The sequence below is a fragment of the Pseudomonas salicis genome (genome assembly GCF_057128705.1).
Window position 1 is genome coordinate 1,130,603 of the sequence record NZ_JBSKHU010000001.1, and the last position, 16,813, is coordinate 1,147,415.

Sequence of the window (16,813 nt, forward strand, 5' to 3'; positions counted from 1 at the left end):
GGTTCCCGGCAGATCGCAGGCAAGCCAGCTCCCACGGCCTGCGGCCAGAAGCGCTTGCGCTTGAACATGAAGGATGCGTCTGGCCACCCATACCGTGTCTAATACGCCCACAACAACACCCGCTCCCGCCGGACATCCCACGCCATGCAACTCAAACACAAGATCGTCGCCCTGGGCATCCTGCCGCTGATCCTTGCCGTGTGCGTGATTTGCGCGCTGGTGATCGTGCAGAACCAGCGTCTGGGCGAGCAGCAGGCGCAGTTGATCGAGGACAGCATTCTGTCCAGCAAGCGCGCCGAGTTGAAAAACTACGTGGAGATGGCCATGAGCGCCCTCGCCCCGATCTACGACAGCGGCCGCAATGACGAACAGACCAAGCAGCAGGTATTGGAAGAACTGGCCAAGCTCAGCTTCGGCATCGACGGCTATTTCTTCGTCTACGACCAGAGCGGCCGCAACCTGATGCATCCACGGCAGGCGGCGCTGGTGGGCAAGGACTTGTGGAACATGACCGACCCGCAAGGGCTGCTGGTGATCCGCGCATTGCTGCAAAGCGCGGAATCCGGCGACGGTTTCCAGCATTACGCCTGGGAAAAACCGTCCACCGGGCAGATCACCGACAAACTCGCCCATGTGGTCATGCTCAAGCGCTGGGGCTGGATGCTCGGCACCGGGATTTATCTGGAAGACGTCGAAAGGGCCACGCAACAGGCCCGACAGGAAGTCGCGCGGGGCATCTACGCGACCATGCTCGACATCGGCGCCGTCGCCCTGATCGCCGTGCTGCTGGTATTCGTCTGCGGCGTCACCCTCAACGCCAGCGAGCACCGCCTGGCCGACCGCAAGCTGCAAATGCTCAACCAGCGCATCATGAATTTGCAGGAAGAAGAGCGCTCGCGGCTGTCACGGGAGCTGCACGACGGCATCAGCCAAGTGCTGGTGTCGATCAAATTTCAGTTCGAACTGGCCGGTCTGCAACTCGAAGGCAATGACCAACGGGGCTTGGAGACCCTGCGTCACGGCACCGAACGACTCGGCGAGGCCATCGGCGAAATCCGCACCATCTCCCACGACCTGCGCCCTTCCCTGCTCGACACCCTGGGGTTGGCGGCGGCCGTCACGCAACTGGTGGCCGAGTTCGAGCAACAGACCGGGCTGACCATCCAGTACACCCACAACCTCAGCAAGTTGAAGCTGGCAGAAGGTGCACCGGTGGCGCTGTTCCGGATTCTGCAAGAGGCGCTGACCAACATCGAGCGTCACGCCCACGCACAGAACGTTTACGTCGATTTGCGCAGCACCCGAAAATACGTCCAGCTCACTGTTCGCGACGACGGCGTGGGCTTCCGGGTCGATGTCGAACGCTTGCAGGAGATACAGGGCGGCATCGGTTTGCGTAATATTCGCGAGCGCGTCGAGCATTTCCAGGGCCAGCTCAATCTCTACTCGGTCCCCGGCCACAGCGAACTGACCGTGACCATGCCCATCAACGTCGCCGCCTGACCCTTCATTTCAGACAGGAACCCGCACCCCATCATGAGCGCCAGCCAGACCATCCGCATTGCCCTGGTCGACGACCATTCACTGGTCCGCGACGGCGTGCGCGCCCTGCTCGCCACCCGCCCCCTGTTCGAGGTGGTAGGCGAAGCCGAGAACGCGGCGCAGGGGCTGAAGATGTGCGAAGAGGTCAAGCCGGACATTCTGTTGGTGGACATCGGCCTGCAGGACATGAACGGCCTGGAACTGACGCAACTGATCCGCCAGCGCTGCCCGGCGATCAAGATTCTGATCCTGAGCATGTACGACAATCAGGAATACGTTGCCACGTCGATCCGCGCCGGGGCCAGTGGCTACGTGCTGAAAAACGCACCGTCCCGGGAAATTGTCGCGGCCATCGAGGCGATTGCCACCGGCGGAACGTTCTACAGCGCCGAAGTGACCCTCAAGCTGGTGTCGAAGAAGACCGACGAAAACGAACTCACGCCTCGTGAAGTGCAGGTGTTGGTGGGTCTGGCCAAGGGGCTGGACAACAAAACCCTCGCCCGCGACCTGGCCATCAGCGTCCGCACCGTCGAAACCCACCGCCTGAGCATCCGCCGCAAACTGAAAGTCGACAAACCGGCGGGGCTGGTGAAATACGCGATGGAGCATGGGTTGTTGTTGCCGTGACCCTGTGTCGCCGCCGCTGAACCTGTGGAGAGGCCCTTCATGCCGCCGCCGAACCTGTGGGAGCGAATTCATTCGCGAGAGGCCTCCACAGACGACGCATCTCCAGCGTCCGATCAGTCTTTCGCGAATAAATTCGCTCCCACAGTGGATCGGCGTTGGCCTTAAGACAGCGATTTCCCCGCCACCGCAGCGCTTGCCGGTGGCGACATTCCCAATGCCGCCGCTGAACCTGTGGGAGCGAATTCATTCGCGAAGGTGGGTCAGGCAACACAGCTCTATCGACCGGACGGGCCTCTCGCGAATGAATCCGCTCCCACAGTGGGTCGGCGTTGACCGCGAAGCCGCTCACCCCCTAGGCAACACCCGCTCCGCCGTTTCCTGATCCACGGGCAGCGCGAACCGGAAGGTGGCGCCCTGCCCCGGTACGTCGATCAGCTCGATCCGGTGCCCATGCAGTTGCAGGATCTGGTGCACGATGCGCAACCCCAGCCCGCCATCTCGCCGTGCACCGCCAATATTGAACGGACGCAGAAACAGCCCTTCACGCAGCTCGGCGGCAATCCCCGGCCCGGTGTCGCTGATGGTCACTTCGACGAACCGCCCCTTCGGCAACAACGCCACTTTGATCTCGCCGCCCTGGGGCGTGTGCCGCAGGGCGTTGTCCAGGAGGTTGGTCATCACCCGCTCGATCAGCCCCAAGTCGGCATGCACACCGGGCACCGACGGCGCAAAGCTCGGGGTCAGGGTCACGGCCTTGGACTCGGCGCCCAGCTCGAACTTCTGAAAAATGTCCTGCACCAGATCGGTGAGCGAAAACCGCTCCACCACCGGCACCACGAACCCGTGCTCCAACCGCACCAGCTCCAGCAACGACTGCGCCAACCCGCCCACCTTGCGGCTCTGGTCCAGCGCGATGCCAAGGTAACGCCGCCGCTCCTCAGGCGTGAGGCTGGCGTCCTTGACCGACAGCACCTCCAGATAGCCGTGCAGGGAGGCCAGCGGGGTGCGCAGGTCATGGGAAATGTTCGCCACCAGCTCGCGGCGGTCCTGGCTTTGGCGGGTCAGGGTCTGCCATTGCTCGCTCAGGCGGTTCTGCATTTGTTTGAACGTCGCGTCGAGCACGGCGATTTCGTCGTGACCCTGCCGAGCCGATTCGGTCGAAGAAGCGGGCAACGGCACCGGCGCAGCATTGATGTCGAAGTGGCTCACCGCGTCGGTCAGTCGCCGCAGCGGCCGGGTGATCCAGCCGAACGCTGTCAGACCCGCCAACAGGCACAGCAAGGCAATCAAGCCAATCGACCACAACGCCGTGTTCAGGGCCTCACTGGTGGCGCCGCGCTCGGCAAAGCGGTCATGGGCCTCGCCCAGCAGCACCACGTACAGAAAACCCGCCGGTTTGCCCATGACCATCAACGGCGCGGCGCTGAACACCTTGCGCGTGTCCATGCTGCGCGGGTCATCCCCCAGAATCGGCAGCGGCTCTCCGGCCAGCAGCTTGCGCACGGGCGCCAGATCGACACGGTCCCGCAGCATGTGATCCTTGGGCGCGGCGTCGCCGACGATCTTGCCTTCGCCGTCGAGCAGGTACACCTCGACGCTGGGGTTCACCAGCATCAACTGGCTGAACAGCTCGCGCACGGCATCGGGTTTCAGGCCGTTGGCGTCCATCAATTGGGTGTCGCGGGCGATGTGCTGGGCGAGGTCGCGGGACAGGCCCTGCACCACTTCCAGCTCATGCATTTTGTTGGAGCGCACCTGCAACAGCACCGACGTGCCGCAACAGATCAGCAACAGAAACGCGAAGACCAGGGACAGCCGCTGGGTCAGGGTCATGTTCACGACGCCTCTCCCGCATCGGCGAATTTATAGCCGCGTCCCCACACCGTCAGGATGCGCAACGGCTGGGCCGGGTCCTTCTCAATCTTGGCGCGCAACCGGTTGATGTGGGTGTTGACGGTGTGTTCATAGCCTTCGTGGTTATAGCCCCAGACCGAGTTCAGCAGGTCCAGCCGCGAGAAAACCTTGCCCGGCTGGCGGGCGAAGAAATACAGCAGGTCGAATTCCCTGGGCGTCAGGTCGAGCAAGCGGCCTTCCAGCGAGGCTTCGCGGGTCAACGGGTCGATGAACAATCCGGCGCTGTCGAGGCTGCCGGTGTCCATCTTCAGGTTGCGCGCCATGGCATCGACCCGCCGCAGCAGCGCCTTGACCCGCGCCACCAGTTCCATCATCGAGAACGGTTTGGCCAGGTAATCGTCGGCCCCCAGTTCAAGGCCGAGAATCCGGTGCATCTCGCTGGAGCGGGCGCTGGTAATGATGATTGGCGTGTAGCGGGTCATGGCCCGGGCACGGCGACAGATCTCCAGACCGTCGACGCCGGGCAGCATCAGGTCGAGGATCAACGCGTCCCAGCCGCCCTGCTCCAAAAGGCGCAAGCCTTTTTCCCCGTCGGCGCTGTGCACCACGTCGAAATGTTCGTCCCGCAGGTGCAGGCAAATCAGGTCGGCGATATGGCTATCGTCCTCGACCACCAGAATGCGTTTGGGCTGATCCATGGAAAGCAAACCTTGCCAGTGCTGAATGCGCGATGCCGCCATTGTGCCGATTTTGCGGTCGACCAGTTATCACGAATTGTTTAACTCTCGGTGAGGATTCCGGGAACAGCCCGGCCCTACTCTGGCCCCATCACATGACAAGCCTGCCCCGTGCAGGCGGTGCCAAGGAGACACCTCATGCTTTCGAGAAGACAGTTCATGGTCCTGAGCAGCAGCGCTGGCGTCGCGGCCATCGCCCTGGGCGTGCTGCCCAAGTTCGCTGACGGCGAGACCCTCGTACCGGCGGATTCGGCCGTGGGCACGTTTGAAGTCAGCCACAGCGACACCGAATGGCATGCCTTGCTCAGCGACGACCAGTTTCAGGTGTTGCGTCGCGAAGCCACCGAGCGCCCGTACAGCAGTCCGCTGAACGACGAGCACCGCACCGGCACCTTTGCCTGCGCCGGTTGCCAGTTGCAGCTGTTTTCGTCTGGCACCAAGTTCGACAGTCACACCGGCTGGCCGAGCTTCTGGCAGCCGCTGGACAACGCCACCGCCATCCGCACCGACACGTCGTTCGGCGTGCTGCGCAAGGAAGTCCATTGCCGCCGCTGCGGCGGGCATTTGGGGCACGTCTTCACGGACGGACCGAAGCCGACCGGCTTGCGCTATTGCATGAATGGTCTGGCGATGACATTCGCCGAGTCGGCGACATGAACAACCAATGACAGGACTAGGCCCGGTGTAGGAGTGAGCTTGCTCGCGATGGCGGGATATCAGTCACCTCTCAATCGACTGAACACATGCATTCGCGAGCAAGCTCACTCCTACAGGTACGTCGTCCGCCACACTGCACGTAACTCTTTGATCCACCAGAAGGGAATTGACCCATGCTCCTGATCATCCTTGCCTACCTCGGCGGCGTGCTGACCATCGTCAGCCCATGCATTCTGCCGGTGCTGCCGTTTGTCTTCGCCCGCACCGGCCAACCCTTCGTCCGCAGCGGCCTGCCGTTGCTGGTGGGCATGGCCGTGACCTTCGCGCTGGTCGCCACCCTCGCGGCAGTCGGTGGCGGCTGGGTCGTGCAGCTCAACCAATATGGCCGTGGCCTGGCGCTGATTTTCGTCGCGCTGTTCGGCCTCACTTTGCTGCTGCCGAAACTGGCCGACCGCCTGACCCGTCCGTTGGTGGCCGCGGGCAGCCGACTGTCTGAAAACGCAGGCGTAGAGGCCAAACCCAGCCCGTGGGCCTCGTTCATGATCGGTGTTGCAACGGGCCTGCTCTGGGCGCCGTGCGCAGGCCCGATCCTCGGTCTGGTGCTGACGGGCGCGGCGTTGCAAGGCGCGAGCGTCGGCACCACCTTGCTGCTGCTGGCCTACGCCGCAGGCGCCGCCACGTCACTGGCACTGGCGTTGTTGCTGGGCGGCAAGGTGTTCAGCGCGATGAAACGTTCGCTGGGCGCTGGCGAGTGGATTCGCCGGGGGCTGGGCGCCGCAATGCTGGCGGGTGTCGCCGCCATCGCGCTGGGTCTGGACACCGGGATTCTGGCCCGCGTCTCGACCGCGTCCACCGGTGGCCTTGAACAATCGCTGGTGGGCCAGTTCGCCGGTAACGGCAAGAACAGCAACGTCATGCAAGGCGGAGCGATGATGGCGCAAAACATCCCCGGCAAGGATGAAGCGGGCGCGAGCATGCAAGCTTCTGGCGCGATGATGATGGCCGCGAAAAACAGCACATCGAGCCTGCCGGTCGAAGGCCAGCTGCCGCCCCTCGCCGGAGCAGTGCAATGGCTGAACTCCGCCCCACTGACCGCCGAACAGCTGAAAGGCAAAGTGGTGTTGGTGGATTTCTGGACCTACTCCTGCATCAACTGCCTGCGCACCCTGCCCTACGTCAAAGCCTGGGCCGACAAATACCGCGATCAGGGCCTGGTGGTGATCGGCGTGCATGCCCCGGAATTCGCCTTTGAGCGCGACGTGAAAAACGTCACCAAGGCCATGGCCGATCTGGGCATTAATTACCCGGTGGCCATCGACAACGACTACAAAATCTGGCGCGCCTTCGACAACCAGTACTGGCCTGCCCATTACTTCGCCGACGCCAAGGGTCAGATCCGCTATCACCACTTCGGCGAAGGCGCCTATTACGAATCTGAACGCGTGATTCAGGAGCTGTTGCGCGAAGCAGGCAATACTCAGATCACCACCGACCTCATCGACGCCAACGGCAATGGCGTGCAACAGGCGGCGAACATGGGCGACGTCAAATCGCCGGAAACCTACCTGGGCTTCGAACGCGCCGAGAACTTCGTATCCCCCGGCGGCGCCAAGGCTGATCGGGTCGCCAGCTACAGCACCCCGCAAAGCCTGTCGCTGAACAACTGGGGCCTGGACGGTCAATGGAACATCAGCTCCGAGCGCGCCAGCCTGAACGCGCCCAACGGCAAGATCGTCTATCGCTTCCACGCTCGCGACCTGCATCTGGTGCTCGGCCCTGGCAGCGACGGCAAGCCGGTGCGCTTCAAGGTCTCCCTCGACGGTAAGGCGCCGGGGGATGCACACGGCACCGACATCGCGCCCGACGGCAATGGCACCGTCACAGAACAACGCCTGTACCAACTGGTGCGTCAGCCCGGCGACGTGGCGGACCATACCTTCAGCATCGAATTCAGCGATCCGGGCGTGTCCGCATACGCCTTCACCTTCGGTTGATTCCACCCCGTTTCAGGAGTGTCAGACATGAAAAAATTCAACGTTTCCACCCTTCGCGCCGCGCTGCCTGACGGCCGCCGCATGGGCCTGCGCGTGCTGCTCGGCGCCGCTCTGTTGCAAACCGCTGCGTGCTCGTTCGCCGCCGAAGACGCCGTGAGCATCGCCCCGCCTATAAAGGATGAAGCCGTGAAGACCGCCGGGACCGAAACCGCCGTGTTTGCGGGCGGTTGCTTCTGGGGCGTTCAAGGCGTGTTCCAGCACGTGCAAGGGGTGAAAAAAGCCGTATCCGGTTACGCCGGCGGCAAGGCCGACACCGCGCAGTATGAGCGCGTAAGCGAAGGCGACACCGGGCATGCCGAGTCGGTGGAAGTCACCTTCGACCCGTCGCAAGTCAGCTACGGCACGCTGTTGCAAGTGTTCTTCTCCGTGGCCCACAACCCGACGGAACTCAACCGTCAAGGGCCGGACCATGGCACGCAATACCGCTCGGCGATCTTCCCGGAAAGCCCCGAACAGCAAGCCGTGGCACAGGCCTACATCGCGCAACTGGACAGCGCCAAATCGTTCAATGCGCCTATCGTGACCAAGATTGAGACCTACAACGGCTTCTACCCCGCGGAGGATTATCACCAGAATTTCCTGACCACCCACCCGACCTACCCGTACATCGTGATCAACGATTTGCCAAAAGTCGGCCAGCTCAAGCAACTGTTCGCCGACCGCTACAGCGAGCAGCCGGTGCTGGTGAAATAACCCGCAGCAATTGATCCACCGGGCCGCACCCCCCGCAAACCCTGCGCAGAGACCCCGAACTCTCCTCGTTTGGCGCCCTTATCGGGCGCCTTTTTTTGTGCGTGTAAAAATCGTCATCGATTTTTTAGCCCGTGACATCCGTCTGTCGCCAAAGCCGGGCTACGCTGATTCAACCTTCGCCGCCGCACGATCCCTTGCCTGCCTGGAATGTATTCGAAAGCGGGCCGGTCGAAGCGCTCTGGATGGCGCGTTACAGCCAGCCGCACTGTCCATTCCCACGTTAAAAGAGGCGCACGAGCGTCCAATACAGCCGTGACGTATTCAGCAAGACTCACCGTTCAAAAAACCGGAGCCTGATCATGAATAAACTGACCACCGTGGCGGGTGCACCCGTCGTCGACAACCAGAACTCGCAGTCCGCCGGCCCTCGCGGCCCGCTGATGCTGCAGGACGTGTGGTTGCTGGAAAAACTGGCGCACTTCGACCGTGAAGTGATCCCGGAGCGTCGCATGCATGCCAAGGGTTCGGGCGCGTTCGGCACCTTCACCGTGACCCACGACATCACGCGCTACACCAAAGCCAGGCTGTTTTCGGACATCGGCAAGAGAACCGATATTTTCATCCGTTTCTCGACCGTGGCCGGTGAGCGCGGTGCGGCCGATGCCGAACGTGACATTCGCGGCTTTGCGGTCAAGTTCTACACCGAACAAGGCAACTGGGACCTCGTCGGCAACAACACCCCGGTGTTCTTCCTGCGCGACCCGCTGAAATTCCCCGACTTGAACCACGCGATCAAACGCGACCCGCGCACCAACTTGCGCAGCGCCGACAACAACTGGGATTTCTGGAGTTCGCTGCCCGAGGCACTGCACCAGGTAACGGTGGTCATGAGTGACCGAGGCTTGCCGAAATCCTATCGCCACATGCACGGTTTTGGCAGCCATACCTTCAGTTTCATCAGCCCGCAGAATGAGCGCTTCTGGGTCAAATTCACCCTGAAAACCCAGCAAGGCATCGAGAACCTGACCGACCAGGAAGCCGCTGATCTGGTGGCCGGTGATCGCGAAACGCACCAGCGCGACCTTTACGACAGCATCGAAAACGGTGACTTCCCGCAGTGGAAGCTGTTCGTGCAGATCATGCCGGAGCAGGACGCCAACACTTACAAAATCCACCCGTTCGACCTGACCAAAGTCTGGCCGCACGCGGACTATCCGCTGATCGAAGTCGGCACCCTGGAGCTGAACCGCAACCCGGAAAACTATTTCCACGACGTCGAACAGGCCGCGTTCAACCCGGCCAACGTGGTGCCGGGCATCAGCTTCTCGCCGGACAAAATGCTGCAAGGCCGCCTGTTCTCTTATGGTGATGCGCAGCGCTACCGTCTGGGGGTCAACCATCATCAGATCCCGGTCAACGCCCCGCAGTGCCCGGTCAACAGCTACCACCGCGACGGCCAGATGCGGGTCAACGCCAACGCAGGCGGCACCATTGGCTACGAGCCCAACAGCAAGGGCGCGTGGGTCGAACAGCCGGACTTCTCCGAGCCACCGCTGGAACTGCACGGCGCGGCAGCGAACTGGGATTTCCGCAAAGACGATGACGATTACTACTCCCAGCCTCGCGCCCTGTTCCGCCTGATGACACCAGCGCAGCAACAGGTGCTGTTCGACAACACCGCACGGGCCATCAGCGGCGCGTCGGCGCTGGTCAAACAGCGTCACATCGGCAACTGCACCCAGGCCGATCCGGCGTACGGCGCGGGCGTTGCAGCGGCCATCGAGAAGCTTGGCTAACGCAACGTCAGCGTTGACAGAAAGGGATGTTCAGGCCACGGTACTGACACCCCTTTTTTCTTGAGTGCTGCCCGTCATCGCTCTGTGACCGAGCTTTCGCCATGAACGAACTCCAGCAATTGAATGAAAGCCACGGCCTGCTGCTGGTGTTCGTCAACGTGCTGCTGGAGCAGATCGGTCTGCCGGTTCCGGCGTACCCCACCCTCATCGTCACAGGCGCATTGGCCATGCAAAGCAAACCACTGCTGGGCGCCGGGGTGCTGGTGGCGATGTTCGCCTGCCTGATCGCCGACACCCTCTGGTACTTCGCGGGCAAGCGCTATGGCGGCGTGCTGCTGAAGTCCATCTGCAAGATTTCCCTTTCACAAGACACCTGCATCCGTCAGGGCTTGAATGTCTACGACCGGGTCGGACCCCGGGCGATGCTGCTGTCCAAATTCCTGCCCGGCGCGGGCGCGCTGGTGACGACGGTCGCGGGCATGAACGCCACGCCGTTTGCGCTGTTCATGCGTTATTCGCTGGCAGGGGCGTTCATCTGGGCGGGATCGGCGCTGTTGCTGGGCATGCTGTTTACCGATGCGATCATCCCGTTGCTAGGGTGGTTGACCGGCTACTTGCCCTTGGCCATCGGCAGCGTTTTGCTGGCGTTGGGACTGTTCATCGGCTGGAAATACTGGAAGCGCCGTCGCTTGATGAAGCGCACGTCGAAGGTGCCACGCATCACCGTGCCGCAACTGCTGGCCCTGCGTGACACGGACGACATGCCGCTGATCATCGACGTTCGCGCCAAATTGCACACCGCCGTGGTCGAAGGCATCCCCGGTGCGCTGTCCATCAGCCTCGAAGAACCCCTGGACCCGTGGCTCGATCAGTTGAGCGATGTCGACATGGTGTTTTATTGCGCCTGCCCCAACGAGCTGTCCGCGGCGTTGTTGGCGGAAAAGCTGCGGGCACGCGGGCTGACGCGGGGCAAGGCGCTGATAGGCGGTCTGGACGCCTGGCGCGAGGCGCACCCTGACCAGAACATCCCCGGACAGGCCGCCACCGCCTGATCATTCGGCGACGCCAGACTTCTGTAGGAGCGAATTCATTCGCGAGGCGGTGTTTCGAACGATGACCATTCATCGTCTGTACTGGCCAATCGCGAATGAGTTCACTCCCGCAGAGGTATGCGCCGAGCCTTGAGCCCTTGAAACGGTGCCAGATACCGTCAAGCCGTCAGGGCTTATTGAATCGCGACAACGTCAATGCAACACACTCTGCAAAAACTGCCGGGTCCGAGGATGCTCCGGTGCCGAAAAGATCTGCGCTGGCGGGCCCATTTCGACGATTTTGCCGCCGTCGAAAAACACCACTCGGTCGGCCACTTCACGGGCGAAGCCCATTTCATGGGTGACGACGATCATGGTCATGCCCTCCGCCGCCAGGCCTTTCATCACGCTCAGCACTTCGCCGACGGTTTCCGGATCAAGCGCGGACGTCGGCTCATCGAACAGCAACAGGCGCGGCTTCATCGCCAGCGCGCGGACGATCGCCACCCGCTGTTGCTGCCCACCGGACAGCTCGCTGGGGTAACCGTCCGCCTTGTGCTTGAGGCCCACCCGGTCCAGCAACGCCAGCGCATTGGCCTGAGCATCGGCCTTGCTCACGCCCTTGACCTTGACCGGCGCCAGAATCATGTTGGCCATCACCGTCATGTGCGGGAACAGGGTGTAATCCTGAAACACCATGCCAATGTCCTCGCGCAGCCGGGCCATGGCCTTGCGATCATCCGCCCGCACCGACTCGCCACCACCGACCACCACACTCCCCGCAGACGGCGCTTCCAGGCTGTTAAGGCAGCGAATGAACGTGGACTTGCCCGAACCACTGGGGCCGATGATCACCACCACCTCCCCTTGCGCCACGTCCAGGTCGACACCCTTGACCACTTCCACCGAACCGAAGTGTTTATGCAGCCCACGGACTGTCAGCATGCTTTTCATAGGCCGGCCTGCGCACGGGTGGCCGCCTGGAGTTTTTCCTGCGCGGCCAACAGACGATCACGGCGCGCCTGATTCGCCTGACGTTCAACCTGCAAGCGCCCATTGGCGCGCAGCAGGCTCGGGCGCAGCGACGACAACGCCGGGCCACCTGCCGAATCCCGGGACTGCACGTTGGCGGTCGGGTCCAGGCATTCGCGCACCTTGTCGGCGGGCAGGTTCAATGCGTGCCCGAGTTGTTCCATGGCGCAGATGTCCACCATGTCGGTGTCGATCCGGTGCGCGGGCAGACCCGCGTCCATGGCCATGCGCACCGCCGCGCCAACGATGTGATGGGCCTCGCGGAACGACAGGTCGGCTTCGCGCACGATCAGGTCCGCCAGCCCCGTCGCCGTGGAGAAGTCTTCACCGGCACGCTTCACCGCCAGCTCGACATTCGGCGTCGCGGTGCGCAGCACCAGGTCCAGCAGTTTCAGGCAGCGCAGGCTTTCTTCCGCCGCCTCCCAGAACCCTCGGGTGCCTTCACGGTTGGCATCGCCGGTGTGGGAGAAGTTGCTGCCCTTGACCGTGACGCTGGCCGCCATCAGCAACCCGATGATGTGCCCGCTGCGGCCTTTGAGGTATTCCAGCACCGTGGGGTTTTTCTTCTGCGGCATGATGCTCGACGTCGCCGCCACGCTGTCGGGGAAGTCAATCAGGCTGAATTCGTGGGTGCTCCAGACGAAATAATCCTGCGCCACCCGACTCCAGAACACCGACAGTAAACTCAGGTGCGACAGGCTTTCGAGGATGAAATCCCGCGACCCCACGGCGTCCAGCGCATTGTCGAGGTAGCCGTCAAAGCCCAGCAATTCAGCCGTGCGTGCCCGGTCAATGTCGAACGGCGTCCCGGCGAAGGCCGCCGCGCCCAGCGGGCTCTGGTTCATCGAGGCCAGGGTCTGGGTCAGGCGCTGGCAATCACGGGCCAGGGCCTGCTCCACTGCCGACAGGTAATAGCCATAGGTGATCGGCTGCGCCGGTTGCAGGTGGGTGTAACCGGGCATCACCACTTCGGCGAAGACCTCGGCGTTGTTGAGGGCCGTCTGACGGGCTTGAATCAGCGCGTCGATCAACGCCATCAACACCTCGCGGCAGCGCAGCCGGTCGAGGGTCGCGAGGATGTCATTGCGGCTGCGACCGGTGTGCAGGCGGCCGCCGACGTCGGTGCCGATCTGCTCGATCAAATGCGCTTCGTAATTGAAATAGGCGTCTTCGCGGGACGGGTCGAGAGTGACCACGCCAGGCCCCGCCGCCTCCATGTCCAGCACGCCCTTGGCCAAGGCGGTCGCGTGTTCGTCGCGAATCAGGCCCTGTTCGGCGAGCATCACAATGTGCGCCTTGTTGACGTTGCCCAGGTTGAGGAAGCCATCGGCAAACCCTTCCAGACGGGGCCGGTAAATGTACTCGTTGACCTCGGGGGCGGTGGCTTCTTTCAAGCGACGACTGACTTTGGATTCTTGCATGATCACATCCCTTAACGAGTGGTGCGCATCGCCGGGCGACCCAGGCGACGTTCGAGATAACGGCTGAGCCAGCTCAGCAATGAACAGATGACGAAGTACACCAGCAGCACCGCGCCGTAGACCGCGAAGGCGGGGCTGACGCCGGTCATGACCGTGGAGCGTTCGACGATGATCTGCCCGACTTTGAGAAACTCGCTGACGCCCACCAGTGCACCCAGCGACGTGGCTTGCACCAGCATCGTCAGCAGCCCGGTGTACGCCGGCAAAATGGCTTTCATCGACTGCGGCGCAATGACGTGCAGGTAGATCTGCCAAGGGCGCAGGCCCAGGGTCCAGGCGCTTTTCCACTGGTGCCGGTTCACCGACTCCAGTCCGCCGCGCACGATTTCGATGCCATTGGCACTGCCCCATAACGTCAGGCCGGTGACCACCGCTGCGAACGGACTCAGATCGAGGCCGAACATCGGCGCACCGAAGAAAATGAAGAACACATTCACAATCAGCGGGATCGAGCGGAACAGCTCGACGTAGCCGTGAATCGTCCACCACAGCAGCCGGTTCTTGAGGGTGGCGAGCACCCCGAACACCGTCGAGATAAGCGTGGTGAACAGCAGGATCACCAGCGCGAGGCGCACGGTCATCCACAGGCCCTTGAGCACGAAGCCCCAGTTTTCGATCAGAAAGTTCATGGGGCCTCAGTGCCGGAAAGGCCGTTGCAGGTGGGCAGACAAGCGACCGGTCAGCAAGGACAGGATCGCCACCAGAATCAGGTACATCACGCAGATCGCACTGAACATCTCGATGGCCCGGAAATCCGTGGCGATGCGGTCCACCGCCACGAACGTCAGCTCCGCCAGACCGATGGCCTGCAAGTAAGACGAGTTCTTCAGCAGCGAAATCGAGGTGTTGAGCACGGCCGGGAGGCTGGTACGAAACGCGATCGGCAAGGCCACCAGATAAAAATACTGATGAGGCTTGAGGCTCAGCGCCATGCTCGCTTCACGCATCTTGTGCTCCACCGTGGCCAGCCCGCCGCGCATGTTCTCCACCTGATAGGCCCCTGCCCACAGCGACAGGCAGACCACACCGGACCAGAACAGCGACAGCTCCAGGCCAATCGCAGGCAGGCCGTAAAAGATGAAGAACAACTGCACCAGAATCGGCGTGTTGCGGATCAGCTCCACGTACAGCACCACGATCTGCGACAGCAGCGGGATGCGGAAGGACCGCACCGCGCCGCCGAGAATGCCGATCAGCAGCGACGCCCCGATGGCCAGCAGCGAGACCCGCAGCGTCATCAAAACGCCGTCGAGCAAAGCTGGCCATTGCGCCACCAGGTAATTGAAATCGAAGTCCATGGGGGTGCCCGATCAGAGTTTTTCTTCAGGCTTGGCCTGTTCGAACACGCTCAGGTAATAGCTCTGGATGTTTTCCGGCACGTATTGCTGAACCCAGCCGCGGAACAGTTTTTCTTCGTGCATCCGGGCGACCGCGGCGCTGAGGTAATCGCGGAACGCTTCATCGTTTTTGCGCACGCCAATGGCCGCGTCGGAGATCTGGAAGGGTTCGTTGATCAGCCGCGCATCCCCGTCGTTGGCCGCAACCACCACCAGCGTGGCGGCGTCGTGGGTGTAAGCGTCGGCGCGGCCCTGGCGGAACGTCTGCAAGGCGTCGGCGGCGCTGTTCATGCGCAGGGTCTTGACCTCGGGCATGTGGTCCTCGAACCACTTGGCCTGCACCGAGCCTTTGAGCGTGGCGAGGGTCTTGCCGTTGAGGTCCTTGATCGACTTGATCGGGCTGTCCTTCTTCACCACCACGTCGCTGGCGCCCCAGCGATACGGGGTGGTGAAGTCGATGACGCGCTGACGCTCAGGGGTGACGCCGAGGGTCGCGATGAGGAAGTCGACCTTGCGCCCCAGCAGCTGCGGCACGCGGTTTTCAGCGGTGACGCAGGTGAACGTCACTTTGTCCTTGGAGCCCAGCGCCCACAGGGCAATCTGCCTGGACATCTCGACTTCGACGCCCGCGAAGTCGCCGTTGTTGTTCTGGAAGCCATACGGTGGCTGGTCGCAACGGACCCCGGCACGCAATTGACCGGCCGCTTTGATTTCATCGGGCACCGGCGGCAATTCAGCGGCATGGACCTGCGCCATCCCTGCCAGCGAGACACACGAAAGAGCCATGACACGAACGAGGGATTTCAACGAAAACGACATATTGCCTCCTGGTTAACTACCAGCGCAGGGACGAACGAAGACGTCACCACGCAACGATTTCAAGGGCAGAGGATTCAGCGAGAATGCGGCGCCTGAGGACGCCGGGGCATCGTGTCCGTCTGCGCGAACTGTCGATGTCGAAAACAGTTATAAAGCCTCTGGCTCATGCCAACAAATGACAATACAGTGGTCGTCCATACCGAATTGATATGGTCCGCCATGAACTTCAAACAAGTCGAAGCCTTCCGCGCCGTGATGTTGAGCGGCTCGATGACCGCTGCCGCCGAGTCGCTGCACACCTCACAACCCAACATCAGCCGCTTGATCGCGCAACTGGAGCGGGCCAGTGGTTTCAAATTATTCGAACGCGTGGGAGGCCGTCTGTTGCCTACGGATGAAGGCGCGGCGCTGTTTGTCGACGTGGAGCGGGCGTTCGTCGGGCTGCAAAGCCTGGAACATTCGGCGCAGAACATCCGTCGCGGCGGCACGGGGCAATTGCGGATTGCGGCGGTGCCATCGCTGTCGTTGACACTGTTGCCGAGGGTCATTCAACGCTTTCGTCAGGAAAACCCCGAGGCGGCGATTTCCATCCACACCAACGATTCGCCGATGGTCGCGCATTGGGCGGCCTCGCAGTTTTGTCACGTCGGCTTGGCGTCTTATGTCGGCGATGACATGCCGGGGGTGCGCACGCGCAAAATCTGCGACGTGCCGGGGGTGTGCGTGTTTCCAAAGGGGCATCGGCTTTCGGCGCTGGCGGCGGTCAGGCCTCAAGACCTGTACGGCGAAGAGTTCATTTCACTGTCGTTGAACGATGGTTCGCGCACCCGCGTGGACCGGGCGTTCGCGGGGGACAAGGAGCATCGCAAGCTGAACCTGGAGACGCCGTATGCTGCGACGGTCTGCTCGCTGGTGGCCTTGGGACTGGGGGTGAGCATCGTCAGCCCGATGGTGGCGCAGGAATACCTGCACATGGGCATCGACACCCGGCCCTTCGCGCCGCAGATCCGGTTTTCCACCTACCTGCTGCTGCCCGAAGACCGGCCACAGAGCGTGTTGAGCCAGCGATTCAGCGTGCTGATCGAAGAGATGCTCACCGAGGCGAGCAAGGCGTGGCAGGTGTGAATGAAAGGCCCGCACGGCTGAAGCCGTA

Annotated in this window: 15 protein-coding genes; 8 read left to right on the forward strand and 7 right to left on the reverse strand. The window is 62.4% G+C overall.

The genetic code is table 11. The annotated features are described in order from the left end of the window. Positions 1-144: 144 nt before the first annotated feature. Together ACWKWE_RS05200 and ACWKWE_RS05205 are read left to right on the forward strand one after the other, a co-directional pair. Positions 145-1,503: a cache domain-containing protein gene (locus tag ACWKWE_RS05200; protein WP_483849873.1), complete on the forward strand. Its 1,359-nt coding sequence runs from the start codon at positions 145-147 to the stop codon at positions 1,501-1,503. A 33-nt stretch (positions 1,504-1,536) separates the two neighbouring features. Continuing rightward, entirely contained in the window at positions 1,537-2,169 is a 633-nt protein-coding gene (locus ACWKWE_RS05205) for a response regulator (RefSeq protein ID WP_166598717.1), read from the forward strand. A gap of 345 nt (positions 2,170-2,514) precedes the next feature. Here the strand turns inward: ACWKWE_RS05205 and ACWKWE_RS05210 are convergent, their stop codons facing one another. Together ACWKWE_RS05210 and ACWKWE_RS05215 are read right to left on the reverse strand one after the other, a co-directional pair. Next, entirely contained in the window at positions 2,515-4,008 is a 1,494-nt protein-coding gene (locus ACWKWE_RS05210; RefSeq protein ID WP_483849874.1) for a sensor histidine kinase, read from the reverse strand. Next, entirely contained in the window at positions 4,005-4,721 is a 717-nt protein-coding gene (locus ACWKWE_RS05215; protein WP_483849875.1) for a response regulator transcription factor, read from the reverse strand. The genes ACWKWE_RS05210 and ACWKWE_RS05215 overlap by 4 nt, the downstream gene beginning before the upstream one ends. 177 nt (positions 4,722-4,898) lie before the next feature. Between ACWKWE_RS05215 and msrB the strand changes: the two genes are divergently transcribed. From msrB to ACWKWE_RS05240, 5 genes are all read left to right on the forward strand, one after another. Then, positions 4,899-5,417: a peptide-methionine (R)-S-oxide reductase MsrB gene (gene msrB / locus ACWKWE_RS05220; RefSeq protein ID WP_483849876.1), complete on the forward strand. Its 519-nt coding sequence runs from the start codon at positions 4,899-4,901 to the stop codon at positions 5,415-5,417. A gap of 173 nt (positions 5,418-5,590) precedes the next feature. Next, positions 5,591-7,411, forward strand: a complete 1,821-nt coding sequence (locus ACWKWE_RS05225; protein ID WP_483849877.1) for a cytochrome c biogenesis protein DipZ — start codon at positions 5,591-5,593, stop codon at positions 7,409-7,411. Positions 7,412-7,492: 81 nt separating this feature from the next. Next, positions 7,493-8,164: a peptide-methionine (S)-S-oxide reductase MsrA gene (gene msrA / locus ACWKWE_RS05230; RefSeq protein ID WP_483849989.1), complete on the forward strand. Its 672-nt coding sequence runs from the start codon at positions 7,493-7,495 to the stop codon at positions 8,162-8,164. Positions 8,165-8,523: 359 nt separating this feature from the next. Then, positions 8,524-9,960, forward strand: coding sequence for a catalase (locus tag ACWKWE_RS05235; RefSeq protein WP_483849878.1), 1,437 nt, complete (start codon positions 8,524-8,526; stop codon positions 9,958-9,960). A gap of 101 nt (positions 9,961-10,061) precedes the next feature. Beyond that, positions 10,062-11,012, forward strand: coding sequence for a VTT domain-containing protein (locus ACWKWE_RS05240; protein ID WP_483849879.1), 951 nt, complete (start codon positions 10,062-10,064; stop codon positions 11,010-11,012). A gap of 192 nt (positions 11,013-11,204) precedes the next feature. Here ACWKWE_RS05240 and ACWKWE_RS05245 read toward each other — a convergent pair whose 3' ends face one another. The 5 genes from ACWKWE_RS05245 to ACWKWE_RS05265 are packed head-to-tail and all read right to left on the reverse strand — an operon-like array spanning position 11,205 to position 15,660. Beyond that, on the reverse strand, positions 11,205-11,945 hold the full coding sequence (locus tag ACWKWE_RS05245) for an amino acid ABC transporter ATP-binding protein (RefSeq protein ID WP_306167766.1): 741 nt from the start codon (positions 11,943-11,945) through the stop codon (positions 11,205-11,207). Continuing rightward, entirely contained in the window at positions 11,942-13,444 is a 1,503-nt protein-coding gene (gene argH / locus ACWKWE_RS05250) for an argininosuccinate lyase (RefSeq protein WP_166598724.1), read from the reverse strand. The genes ACWKWE_RS05245 and argH overlap by 4 nt, the downstream gene beginning before the upstream one ends. An 11-nt stretch (positions 13,445-13,455) precedes the next feature. Beyond that, positions 13,456-14,133 (reverse strand): amino acid ABC transporter permease, encoded by a 678-nt coding sequence (locus ACWKWE_RS05255; protein ID WP_166598725.1) that lies wholly within the window; start codon positions 14,131-14,133, stop codon positions 13,456-13,458. Between the two features lie 6 nt (positions 14,134-14,139). Next, positions 14,140-14,802, reverse strand: coding sequence for an amino acid ABC transporter permease (locus ACWKWE_RS05260; protein ID WP_166598726.1), 663 nt, complete (start codon positions 14,800-14,802; stop codon positions 14,140-14,142). Between the two features lie 12 nt (positions 14,803-14,814). Then, entirely contained in the window at positions 14,815-15,660 is an 846-nt protein-coding gene (locus ACWKWE_RS05265) for a transporter substrate-binding domain-containing protein (protein WP_401143419.1), read from the reverse strand. A 219-nt stretch (positions 15,661-15,879) separates the two neighbouring features. On the opposite strand from ACWKWE_RS05265, the gene ACWKWE_RS05270 reads away from it, so the two are divergent. Continuing rightward, positions 15,880-16,785: a LysR substrate-binding domain-containing protein gene (locus tag ACWKWE_RS05270; RefSeq protein WP_166597747.1), complete on the forward strand. Its 906-nt coding sequence runs from the start codon at positions 15,880-15,882 to the stop codon at positions 16,783-16,785. Positions 16,786-16,813 lie beyond the last annotated feature (28 nt).